The organism is Albimonas sp. (assembly GCF_055129145.1).
The window spans coordinates 1-10903 of the sequence record NZ_JBSRTQ010000140.1; the positions used below are offsets into that span (position 1 = coordinate 1).

10 protein-coding genes are annotated in these 10903 nt (G+C 72.3%); 4 read left to right on the plus strand and 6 right to left on the minus strand.

What is annotated here, in order from left to right; genetic code table 11:
• The first annotated feature begins 151 nt into the window (after window positions 1-151).
• A complete protein-coding gene (locus ACTB72_RS17435; protein WP_463038282.1) occupies window positions 152-1093 on the plus strand; it encodes an MBL fold metallo-hydrolase in 942 nt (313 codons plus the stop codon).
• Between the two features lie 155 nt (window positions 1094-1248).
• Here ACTB72_RS17435 and ACTB72_RS17440 read toward each other — a convergent pair whose 3' ends face one another.
• From ACTB72_RS17440 to ACTB72_RS17455, 4 genes are all read right to left on the minus strand, one after another.
• The gene (locus ACTB72_RS17440) at window positions 1249-2433 is read right to left on the minus strand and encodes a M48 family metallopeptidase (protein WP_463038283.1); all 1185 of its coding nucleotides are present in this window, start codon (window positions 2431-2433) and stop codon (window positions 1249-1251) included.
• A gap of 170 nt (window positions 2434-2603) precedes the next feature.
• Window positions 2604-4394, minus strand: coding sequence for a DUF898 family protein (locus ACTB72_RS17445; RefSeq protein ID WP_463038284.1), 1791 nt, complete (start codon window positions 4392-4394; stop codon window positions 2604-2606).
• A 248-nt stretch (window positions 4395-4642) separates the two neighbouring features.
• On the minus strand, window positions 4643-6277 hold the full coding sequence (locus ACTB72_RS17450; protein WP_463038285.1) for a long-chain-fatty-acid--CoA ligase: 1635 nt from the start codon (window positions 6275-6277) through the stop codon (window positions 4643-4645).
• A 204-nt stretch (window positions 6278-6481) separates the two neighbouring features.
• The gene (locus tag ACTB72_RS17455) at window positions 6482-7363 is read right to left on the minus strand and encodes an HpcH/HpaI aldolase/citrate lyase family protein (protein WP_463038286.1); all 882 of its coding nucleotides are present in this window, start codon (window positions 7361-7363) and stop codon (window positions 6482-6484) included.
• 361 nt (window positions 7364-7724) lie between these two features.
• Here ACTB72_RS17455 and ACTB72_RS17460 point away from each other — a divergent pair, with 361 nt between their 5' ends.
• Together ACTB72_RS17460 and mscL are read left to right on the plus strand one after the other, a co-directional pair.
• Window positions 7725-8225 carry a hypothetical protein gene (locus ACTB72_RS17460; RefSeq protein WP_463038287.1) on the plus strand — a complete coding sequence of 167 codons (501 nt, stop codon included), beginning with the start codon at window positions 7725-7727 and terminating at the stop codon, window positions 8223-8225.
• Between the two features lie 229 nt (window positions 8226-8454).
• Window positions 8455-8889, plus strand: coding sequence for a large conductance mechanosensitive channel protein MscL (gene mscL, locus ACTB72_RS17465; RefSeq protein ID WP_463038288.1), 435 nt, complete (start codon window positions 8455-8457; stop codon window positions 8887-8889).
• 9 nt (window positions 8890-8898) lie between these two features.
• Here mscL and ACTB72_RS17470 read toward each other — a convergent pair whose 3' ends face one another.
• Window positions 8899-9228, minus strand: coding sequence for an AzlD domain-containing protein (locus ACTB72_RS17470; RefSeq protein ID WP_463038289.1), 330 nt, complete (start codon window positions 9226-9228; stop codon window positions 8899-8901).
• Window positions 9225-9986 carry an AzlC family ABC transporter permease gene (locus ACTB72_RS17475; protein ID WP_463038290.1) on the minus strand — a complete coding sequence of 254 codons (762 nt, stop codon included), beginning with the start codon at window positions 9984-9986 and terminating at the stop codon, window positions 9225-9227. Before ACTB72_RS17475 ends, ACTB72_RS17470 begins: the two co-directional genes overlap by 4 nt.
• A gap of 78 nt (window positions 9987-10064) precedes the next feature.
• On the opposite strand from ACTB72_RS17475, the gene ACTB72_RS17480 reads away from it, so the two are divergent.
• Window positions 10065-10903, plus strand: an 839-nt coding sequence (locus ACTB72_RS17480; RefSeq protein WP_463038291.1) for a formate dehydrogenase accessory sulfurtransferase FdhD, incomplete at its 3' end; no start/stop codon positions are given.

Below are 10903 nucleotides of genomic sequence, written 5' to 3' on the forward strand. Positions count from 1 at the left end.
GGGCCGGCCCCGGCCGGCCACGCCGTGCCGGCCGGAAGCGAGGCGCGCCGCCCCCACCGAAAACCCTTGCCAGCCGCCGCCCCGACGCGTGACACATGTCCCGCCCGGCGGCGCGTGACGCCCGGGCCACGAAGCGCGAGGAGACACCCCGATGGCCGCCGACCCGTTCGACCGCGACCCCGCCGTGACCCATGGCGAGGCGGTGAGGCTGGAGCCCGGCCTGCGCCGGATCACCTGCCCCAATCCCGGCCCGATGACCTTCACGGGCACCCAGACCTACATCCTCGGCGAGGGTCAGGTGGCGGTGATCGACCCCGGCCCCGTCGACGAGACCCATCTCGAGGCCGTTCTCGCCGCCCTCGCGCCCGGCGAGAACGTCCACGCCATCGTGCTGACCCACACCCATATCGACCACTCGCCCGGCGTGGCGCCCCTGGTCGCGCGCACCAACGCCCCCACCTACGGCTTCGGGCCCCATGGCGCGGGGATGAGCGCGCGGATGACGGCGCTCGCCGCCTCCGGCGCCCGGTTCGGGGGGGGCGAGGGCGGAGACCACAGCTTCAGGCCCGACAACCTGCTCGCCGACGGGCAACGCCTGCAGGGTCCCGGCTGGGCGATGACCGCGATCCATACGCCGGGGCATATCTCCAACCATCTCGCCTTCGCGCTCGAGGCGGACGGGATGGCGCCCGGCGCGGTGCTGTCGGGGGATCACGTGATGGGCTGGTCGACGTCGGTCGTCTCGCCCCCGGACGGCGACATGGCCGCCTATATGGCGAGCCTGCGCAAGCTGCAGGGGCGCGGCGACCGGGTGTTCTACCCCGGCCACGGCCATGCGATCCCGGATCCGGAGGGGATGATCGCCCACCTGATCGCGCATCGCGAGTCGCGCACCGCGCAGATCCACGCCGGTCTCGGCCCCGAGGGGCGGACCCCGGCCGAACTCGCCGCCGCCATCTACACCGAGGTCGATCCCCGCCTGCTGCCGGCGGCGGCGCGCAACGTGTTCTCGGTGCTGATCGGGCTGGTCGAGGAAGGCCGCGCCGCCCATGACGGCCCGCTGACGCCGGAGACCGCGTTCCGCAGGGTCTGACCCAAGGCGCCGGAAAGGCTGCGGCTCGGCGCCGTCGCGGGCTTCGCCTAGGCCGCGCGCGCCCGAAGCCGAGCGCCGTCGCATAGGCGGCCCGAGGGGGGACGGCGCAGGCGGTCATGGCGCGGGGCTGCGGGCGAGGGCCGCGACGGCGCCGCTCAGCCCTCGCAGATCTCGCGCAGGGAGAGCCACTGCGCGTCCTCCAGCGCCGGGCGGTAGGGGGAGCCCGCGGTGACGTCGGCGGCGCGGGCGCCGGCGATGCGCTCGGCCATGTCGGGATGCGAAGCGAGGTGCCGGGCGAGCCCCGCCGGACGGTCGCCGGGCCGCGCCGCGATCCGCTCGAAGAACCCGGCGAGCGCCGCGGCGGGCAGACCGGCGCGGGCCAGAAGCGCCTGCGCGTAGGCGTCCGCCTCGCGCTCGGCCTCCTGACTGTAGGAGGCGTCGATCATCGCGCCGGCGAGCTGCGCGGCCGCCCCCCCGCCCGAGGCGTCGCCGAACAGCAGCCCCAGCAGCGCCGACGACCCCGCCCCGCGCAGCATGGCGCGCAGCTGGTGGCGCAGGGCCACATGGCCGATCTCATGGGCGAGCACCGCCGCGACCTCGTCGGGCCCCGAAGCCTGCTCCAGCAGCGCGGACATGATGACGACGTAGCCGCCGGGGGCGGCGAAGGCGTTGATCTGGTCGGAGGGGTAGACCCGGGCCTGGATCGGCACATGCAGGTTGGCGGCCGAGCCCAGCCGGTCGATCAGCGCGTCGAGCGCGGCCACCCCTTCGGGCGCGTCGCAGGCCCGCACGCCCCGGGGGAAGATCCGCGCGACGGCGAGATCGCGGGCGGCCTCGCCCAGCGCCCGCTCCTGATCCGCCGGGATGAAGGGCGCGGCGCGTTCGGCGGCCAGCGGCGCCAGCCAGATGAGCGCCGCGGCCACCGCCGCCAGCGCGCCCCCGGCCCAGAGCCCCATGCGCAGCATGCGGCGGTCGGGCTTGGGGCGGCGGTCGAGATCCTCGCACACCGCCTCGATCGCCTCGATCATCTCGGGGTCGCGGATCACCAGCCGCTCGTCCGCGTCCTCCAGCAGGTCCGGATCGGGGGTCAGCACCATCCGCGCCTCGGCCAGATCGGCGGCCGACGAGATGCGGCGCAGGCTGGCGAGCGCCCAATGCGCGACCGGCATGTCGTCGAAGCTCATCAGGGTCAGCGACTGTTCGCCGAAGCGGACCACGACCTCCTGCGCGCCGCCTTGGCCGCGGTCATGCAGCTCGCCCACCGATTCCAGCAGCGCATAACGTTCGAGCGCCGTGCCGCGCACGCCGCCCATTCTCCTGCCGCTGGAACCGTTCGCCATGGGCGCCTCATCCTGACCGCCTGTCGGCCCTGCGCGCCGTTCCGGAGCCCTCTCGGGGCCCTGGTCGCCGAAGCGGCGACGCGGGCAGGCCCTGCATAAGCGATCCGTCCGGCGGCTGCGAGCCCCGCGGCCGGCGCGGGCGACGGCCCCTGCGCCGCGGGGAAAGGGGGTCAGGGCAGGGCGAATTCGAAGGCGTCGTCGAAGCCTTCCGCGGTCGCGTCGCGGTCGGCGGCGCGCTGACGCACCGTCTCCAGCCGGTTGACGCCGTGCAGGGTGATGCTGTCGCACAGATGCTCATGCCGGCGCCGGGCGTACACATAGGTCCACAGCCACAGCAGGAAGGTCGCGGACAGAAAATAATCGATGGCCACCGCCATCATCGCCAGCCCCTGGGCGCGCCACGTGTGGAATCCGGCGAAGACCGTCTCGCCCAGCGCGTCGAGCGCGGCGGGCCGCAGGCCGGGGAAGGCGGCGAGGTCGAGACTGAACAGGTTGTCGACCTGCAGATCGCCGAAGCCGGCGAGGCGGGCCTGGTCGGCCAGCCCGGCGGCGCCGGGATTCTCCATCTCCACCCGCGCCGCGGCGAGGAGCGGGATCGAGGCGACGGCGAAGATCGCCACGTAGACCGCCACCCCCGGCCACAGGTTGCGGCGGGACACCGCCATGTAGGAATCGACGATGTGCCACATGGAGAAGCGGCAGCTGATCCGGGCCCCGGCGAGGCTGCGGGCGTTCATGAACAGCCGGACCTCGGCCGCGCGGTAATCGACCCAGGCGAGGATGACCGAGAGCCCCAGCAGCAGGACCATGGCGAGGAGGGCGAGCGGCCCCCAGGCGAGCAGCAGGGCGGCGGGGTCGTCGAGGCCGAGCCAGGCGCGCAGGACGGGGGAGGCGGCCACCGCCGCGATCATCGCGCAGAGCGACCACAGCGGCAGCCAGTGGACCGCCAGCGGCCAGGGCCGCCCATCGAACGCGAAGGCGGCGTCGCCCCAGCGCATGGCGCGCGACATCCGCGCCTCGCGCATCCAGCGCCAGAGAGGCCAGGCGAGCCCGGCGGTCGCAGCCACCACCGGCGCCCAGACCAGCCAGAGCAGGGCGAGGGACCAGCCCGAACCCTCCATCCCGAAGCGGACATGCTTCCACCGGGTGCGCGACAGCCGGTAGCGGCGGGCGCGGAAGGCCGCGACGGGCATCAAGGGCGACAGGACCAGCAGCGTCAGGCCGGCGGCGGGGACCCAGCCGGCCGGCCCTCCGCCCAGGTCGGTCGCGTGGGCGAGGCCGAGAAAGGCGCCGCCGAAGCCCACCGCCCCGAAGATCAGCGCGAGACAGGCGATGGCGATGGCCGCGCCGACGAACAGCTCGGACCCGCGGCCGGTGTATTCCAGCCGCTCGCCGTCGACCTCGGTATGGGCCCAGAGCACGCGGCGGGTCTGGGTCTTCATCCAGAACCGGTAGACGCCCAGCGACAGCACCGAGATCGCGCCATGGGTGAGCGTGACCGCCGAGAGCAGGCCCTTGTCGTCCCGGTAGGCGGGCGCGACGTCGCGCGGCAGGGCGGCGATGCCGGATTGCGCGGCGGCGCGCGCGGCGCGGGCGCGGCGAAGACGCTCGGAATGGCGGGTGGCGGCGTGGGCGAACGGGTCGTCGCCTTGCGAGGCGGGCGGCCGCGCGTCCGCCTCGGCCGGGGGCGTTTCCGCAGGATCGCGGATCAGGCGGGCGGGCGCGTCCGGCGACGCATCGCGGTTGGGAGCGGGGAGGACGGCGCGGGCGGGGGGCCTGTCCTCGGCGCCGACATTGGCGTTGGCGGGCATGGGCGGGCCGGTCTGCGCAGGGCTCGGCGACATCGTCGCGTCATCGACGCCGTCCTCCGGCGCATAAAGGAAGGAGGGACGATCCTGCACCACGTCGCCGAACAGTTCGGCGATCGACTCCGGCGCCTTCCTCACGCGCTTGCGCGCCATACGCACTCCCCCGGGCCGCGCCGAAAACCCCCGCGGCCCCTGTGTGGGAAGCATACTACGTTCGCAGCGGATCACGAACAGGCCGACGTCGCAGGCCGCACGCCGCGGCCCGATCCGCGCGGCGCAAACGACGCTGCGTCAACAGCTTGTGACGAAGTTCACAGGATGTCGCGCAGGCCCGCCCGCGGCGCGCAGGCGGCCGACGCGGCCCCGCCGGGCCGGATCCAGGCCCGGCGGGGTCGAATCGCTCAGGCGGCTTCGGGGTGGCGGTAGCCGATGCCCTCGAGCTTCTTGCGCAGTTCGAGCTTGGAGATCTTGCCGGTGGCGGTATGCGGCAGCTCGTCCATGTAGATCACGTCGTCGGGCACCTGCCACTTGGCGAAGTGCTTGGCGACGAGGGCGAGGATCTCCTCCTTGGGCGGCGTCTGGCCGGCGACGGGGACCACCACCAGGATCGGACGCTCGTCCCATTTCGGGTGCGCCACGCCGATGGCGGCGGCTTCGGCCACCATCGGATGGGCGACGGCGGCGTTCTCGAGGTCGATGGAGCTGATCCACTCGCCCCCCGACTTGATCACGTCCTTGGAGCGGTCGGTGATCCGCACGTAGCCGTTGGGGTCCATGGTCGCCACGTCGCCGGTGTCGAACCACTGCGAACCGTCGAGCGCCGCGTCCTCGTCCTTGTTGTGATAGCGCTTCACGACGCCGAAACCGCGGATCCAGAGCTTGCCCTGCTGCTTGCCGTCCCAGGGCAGCTCCTGCCCCGCATCGTCGGTGATGCGCAGGTCGACGCCGTAGGGCGGATGGCCGACCGAGGTCTGCACGTCGAGCTTCTCGGACGGGGACAGGGCCATGACCTCGGGCTTGAAGGTGCAGACGGACCCCAGCGGCGAGGTCTCGGTCATGCCCCAGGCGTGGATCACATGGGCGCCGTAGTCGTTCTGGAACGCCTCGATCACGGCGCGCGGGCAGGAGGAGCCGCCGATGATCACCTTCTTCAGGGTCGAGAATTTCAGCTTGTTGGCGCGCAGATGCTGAAGCATCCCGAGCCAGATGGTCGGCACCGCGGCGGTGGCGGTCACCCCCTGCTCCAGCATCTCGTAGAGGCCGGCGGCGGACATGTCGCGCCCGGGCATGACCAGCGAGGCGCCGGACATGGCCGAGACATAGGCCAGTCCCCAGCCGTTGGCATGGAACAGCGGCACCACCGGCAGGATCACGTCGTTGGACGAGCCGCCCAGGCAGTCCGGCTGCAGCGCGGTCAGCGCATGCAGAACGTTGGAGCGGTGGGTGTAGAGCACGCCCTTGGGGTTGCCCGTGGTGCCGGAGGTGTAGCAGAGGCCGCAGGGATCGGTTTCAGGCCCGGCGACCCATTCGAAATCGCCGTCCTGCGCCTCGACCATCTCCTCGTAGCAGATCGGGTCGGGGATCGTGGTCTCGGGCATGTGGGCGCGGTCGGTGAGGATCACCCATTTTTCGACCTTGGGCAGCTTCGCGACCAGCGGCTCGAGGATCTTCACCATGTCGGCGTCGAGCATCACCACTTTGTCTTCGGCGTGGTTGATGATGTAGTCGAGTTGCTCGGCGAAGAGCCGCGGGTTGAGCGTGTGCAGGATCGCGCCGCAGCCGGAGACGCCGTACCAGACCTCCATGTGCCGGGGCGTGTTCCAGGCCATGACGCCGATGGCGTCGCCGCTTCCGTAGCCCATGGCCGCCAGCGCCTGGGCGCATTTGCGGGCCTTGAGGTGGACCGTCTCCCAATTGGACTCGACGATCGGACCCTCCGCCGAGCGGCCGCGCACCGGGCGCTTGCCGTGGAACTTGGCGGCGTGGTCGATGATGGTGGATACGCGCAGCGGATAATCCTGCATCGTCCCGAACATATGGCGTCCTCCCTGACGACATCTCCTGCGCCTTGATCCCTGGGACGGGCGGCGCGGGTTCCCTGATGGCGATTACGTCATAGGTAACATGCGCATCATCAGGAGCAAGCGGGCCCGAACCGGCGCGACGCCGCGTAAGGGCGGCGGCGCGGGGCCTGGGGCGGCGGCCGGCGCCCCCGTGCGGGGGGCGCGCGGCCTGACGCCTCAGCCGGCCGCCTTCATCTTCTCGATCGCCTCGGCCTGGGCGAGCAGCTTCTGGGCGACCTCGACATGCAGGTTCTCGACGATGCGCCCGTCGACCACCGCCACCGCCTCGCCCCTGGCCCGCGTCTCCTCGAAGGCCGCGACCTGGCGCTTGGCCAGCGCGATGGCGGCCTCGGACGGCCCGAATTCCTCGTTGGCGATGTCGAGCTGCGCCGGATGGATCAGGGTCTTGCCGTCGAAGCCCATGGATTTGCCGAGCGCGCAGGCCGCCCGATTGCCGTCCGCGTCCTGATAGGCGTTGTAGACCCCGTCGAGGATCGCGAGGCCGAAGGCCCGCGCCACCAGCAGGCACAGGCCGAGCGAGGTCATCACCTCGGTCCGGGCGTCGGTATGGGCGGCCTCGAGCTCCTTCACCAGGTCGTTGGTGCCCATCACGAAGCAGGCGAGGCGCGGGGTGGCCTCGGCGATCTCGCGGGCGTTGAGGATGCCGATGGGCGTCTCCATCATCGCCCAGATTTTCGTGGTCGCAGGGGCGCCGGCGTCGTCCATCAGCTTCTCGACCGCATGCAGGTCGGCGGCGGAGCCGACCTTGGGGACGAGGATCGCGTCGGGGGCGGCGGCGGCGGCCGCGCGGATGTCGGCCTCGCCCCATTCGGTGTCGAGGCCGTTGACCCGCACGATGATCTCGCGCAGCCCGAAGCCGCCTTCCTTCAGCGCGGCGACGACGAGGTCGCGGGCGAGGTCCTTTTCGGTCGGCCCCACCGCGTCCTCGAGGTCGAGGATCAGCGCGTCGGCCGGCAGGCCGCGCGACTTCTCGATGGCGCGCGCCTTGGCGCCCGGCATGTAGAGGACGGAACGGCGGGGGCGGGCGGCCTCGGTCATGGGCGGTCTCCGGCAGGGGATGGGCGTCGGGGGTTGGGTAGCCTGCGGGGGGCGGGCGCGCAAGTTCGTGCCGCGTTATGCCGATCAGAGGACCGATGATTGCGCGGGGCGGCGTCGGGCGTGCTGCGTCGCGGCGAACGTTAACCGGATTTTCGCTCCTCGGGCGCAGATTGGGCCTCGCCGCCGCAAGGGCGGGATCGGTTGCCGGGGTCGGGCGCGGCGCGCCTTGCCCCCCGCCTCCGCCCCCGCCGCCTCGTGGCCGATCCGCCGACCCGAGACCCTGCGACCTGGCGGGATCGGCCGGCGGCTCGGCGGGTCCGGGTCCCGGCGGCGCCCGGCGCCTGCGCCTTGAGGTGATGCCATGGAACGCGTGACCAAAGCCTGCCGGACCCACCGGACCCTGACCCCCGACGGGGCCGTCTTCCGCGGCCGCGCGCCGAAGGGGCTCGCCGCCGGCCTGGCCGCGGCCTGCGTCGCCTTCGCGCTGGGCGCGCCCGCGACGCTGTCGGCGGCGGAGCCCGGGGCCGCCGGCCGGCCGGCGCCGGGCTCGCCCGCCGCTCTTCGGGGCCCCGGCGCCCAGCCCGTGCAGATGCCGCTTCCGATCCAGGGCGCTCCCGGCGGCTCGATGTGCGGGGAACGCCGGCAGGTGGTCTCCCGCCTCGCCGAGAAATACGGGGAGACGCGGCGCGGCTACGGCCTTCAGCAAGGCGCGGCGGTGGTGGAGGTCTACGCATCGGGCGCCACCGGCAGCTGGACCATTCTGCTGTCGACCCCCAACGGCCTCGCCTGCCTGCTGGCCGCGGGCCAGAACTGGGCGCCGACGCCGCACGAGGATTCGGCCGCGATCGGCGACCCGACCTGAGGCGGTCCCGGGCCGGGGCCGGATTCGGGGCCCCGAGACGGTCCCGCCCACGCCACGCCCGACCGCGGGCGCGGCGCCCCGGCCCCGCTCATGCTCCGTTCGGGCGCCCGCGCGCGCCGCAGTCGCGCCATCGCCGGCCGGGACGAAGCGGCCGAATTCGAAACGAATTGTCCCAGCCGGGGCCGCGCGCTAACCTCCCCCCGACGCAACCGTCGGAAAGGGGTCTCGAGTGTTCAAGGAATTCAAGGAGTTCGCGGTCAAGGGCAATGTCGTCGACATGGGCGTCGGCATCGTCATCGGCGCCGCCTTCACCACCATCGTCAAAAGCTTCGTCGACGACATCATCAACCCGATCATCGGGCTGTTCACCGGCGGCATCGACTTCTCCGGCCTCTACCTCAACCTCTCCGGCCAGCCGGTCGCCAATGTCGCCGAGGCCAAGGACGCCGGCCTCGCGGTGGTCACCTACGGCGTGTTCATCAACGCCGTCGTCGCCTTCCTGATCGTGGCCTGGGTGCTGTTCTTCGTGGTGCGCGGCGTCAACACGCTCCGCCGCAGCGTCGAGCCTGCGACCGAACCGACCCCCGCCGGCGTCCCCGCGCCCCCCGCCGACATCCAGCTGCTGGGCGAGATCCGCGACCTGCTCAAGGCGCGCCCGCTCTGACCCGCCGGCTCAGATCAACGCGCCAAGCCCCACGAACGTCGCCATCCCCGCCACGATCGCGCCGAGCAGCGACCGGGTGAGGATGCCGACCGCGAGCGTCGCCGCCGCCCCGACCAGCCGCGCCGGGTCGGTCTCGCCTTCCAGCGCGCGGGGCCACACCGCCATCGGCGCGGCCAGCGCCGGCAGCACCGTCACCGGCACATAGCGCAGGAACCGCATCGCCCAGACCGGAAATTCGCGCCCGCCGGCCAGCAGCACGAAGGAGGCGCGCACGAAATAAGTGCCGACGCCCAAACCCAGGATCGCCGCCCAGGCGGTCCAGTCTGAAATCCCGTTCATCGCGCGGCCCCCCGTTTCGCCAGCCAAAGCTCGACCCCCGCCCCGGTGGCCATGCCGAGCCCGGCTGCGGCGAGAAGCCCCATGCTCCACGGCAGGTCCACGAACACCAGCGCTCCGATCACCGCCACCGCGGCGGCGCAGAGATTGGGGACGCCGCGGATCATCGGGGCCGCGATGGCGAAGAAGGTCACCGGCGGCACGAAGTCGATCGGCAGGCTCGCGGGGATCGCCGACCCTGCCACCGCGCCGATCGCGGTGGCGATGATCCAGCTCGGCATGATCGGCGCGCCGACCCCGAAGAAGAAGCCGATGCGGCGGGCCTGGGTCTCGGCCGGGCGATCCTGATAGCGGCGCATGGCGAGGCCGTAGACCTGGTCGACCACGAAATATCCGGCGATCATCCGGATCCAGCTGCGCGTGCCGACGAAATACGGGGCGAGCGAGGCCGAATACATCGCCATCCGCAGGTTCACCGCCAGCGCCGCCAGCACCGCCACGATCACCGGCGCGCCGTCGGAGATCAGCTCGATCAGCGCGAATTGCGAGGCGCCGGCGATGACGAAGGTGGTCAGCACCATGATCTTGGTCAGGTCCATGCCCGCCGCGCTCGCCACCACGCCGAACAGCAGCCCGAAGGGCGCCACCACCAGCACGAAGGGCAACCCGCCCAGCACGCCGGAGCGGAAGCCCCGCAGGAACTCGCCGTCGCCCTTGAAGGGGGACGGGTGCGGGTTGCGGTCCGGGTCGGCCGCGCTCATGCTCGGGTCTGGGTGGAGATCTTTCATCAGCAAAGCTTACCTGTCTTGCTGCACTGCGCAAATCACGGATTGTGACCCATGACCTCAGCGCCGGCGATGGTTCGCCCGCCCGCCCGCATCCTCCCCGACCCGCACGCCCCCGGCCTGACCCGGGAAGTCGAGGGACGCGACGAGACCGGGGCGGTCCGCCTGACCCGGGTGATCGAGGAGCGTCCCCTGACCCTCTGGCTCAACGGGCGCGAGATCGTCACGGTGATGACCATCGGGGATCACCCGGAATGCCTCGCGGTCGGCTATCTGGCCAATCAGGGGATGTTGCCGGCGGATGTCGGGATCACCGCGGTCGAGCATGACGCCGAGCTGGAAGTGGTCGTGGTCCGCACCGCGCGGGAGACGGATTACGAGGAGAAGCTGGCGCGCCGCACCCGCACCTCCGGCTGCGCGGTGGGCACGGTGTTCGGCGACATGATGGAGGGGCTCGACGGGCTGGTTCTGCCGGCGCTGGAGGTGCGGACCTCGGAACTCTACGCGCTGTCGCGGACCATCAACACCATGCCGAGCCTCTATCTGGAGGCGGGCGCGATCCATGGCACCGTGCTCTGCCGCGGCGCGGAGCCGCTGGTCTACATGGAGGATGTCGGGCGCCACAACGCGGTCGATAAGATCGCGGGGTGGCTGCGGCTGCGCGGGGAAAGCGCGGGAGACAAGCTGATCTACACCACCGGGCGGCTGACCTCCGAAATGGTGATCAAATGCGCGCTGATCGGGGCGCCGGCGCTGGCCTCGCGGTCGGGGTTCACCGCCTGGGGGGTGGAGATCGCGCGGCAGGTGGGGCTGACCTTGGTGGGGCGGCTGCGGGGGCGGCGATTCTTGTGCCTGGCGGGCGAGGACCGGCTGATCCGCGACGCCGATCCGGG

What these genes read in the sequence shown, in the direction of transcription:
- ACTB72_RS17435 (WP_463038282.1), top strand. Translation starts at nt 152, where the DNA reads ATGGCCGCCGACCCGTTCGACCGCGACCCCGCCGTGACCCATGGCGAG.
- ACTB72_RS17440 (WP_463038283.1), bottom strand. Translation starts at nt 2,433, where the DNA reads ATGGCGAACGGTTCCAGCGGCAGGAGAATGGGCGGCGTGCGCGGCACG.
- ACTB72_RS17445 (WP_463038284.1), bottom strand. Translation starts at nt 4,394, where the DNA reads ATGGCGCGCAAGCGCGTGAGGAAGGCGCCGGAGTCGATCGCCGAACTG.
- ACTB72_RS17450 (WP_463038285.1), bottom strand. Translation starts at nt 6,277, where the DNA reads ATGTTCGGGACGATGCAGGATTATCCGCTGCGCGTATCCACCATCATC.
- ACTB72_RS17455 (WP_463038286.1), bottom strand. Translation starts at nt 7,363, where the DNA reads ATGACCGAGGCCGCCCGCCCCCGCCGTTCCGTCCTCTACATGCCGGGC.
- ACTB72_RS17460 (WP_463038287.1), top strand. Translation starts at nt 7,725, where the DNA reads ATGGAACGCGTGACCAAAGCCTGCCGGACCCACCGGACCCTGACCCCC.
- ACTB72_RS17470 (WP_463038289.1), bottom strand. Translation starts at nt 9,228, where the DNA reads ATGAACGGGATTTCAGACTGGACCGCCTGGGCGGCGATCCTGGGTTTG.
- ACTB72_RS17475 (WP_463038290.1), bottom strand. Translation starts at nt 9,986, where the DNA reads ATGAGCGCGGCCGACCCGGACCGCAACCCGCACCCGTCCCCCTTCAAG.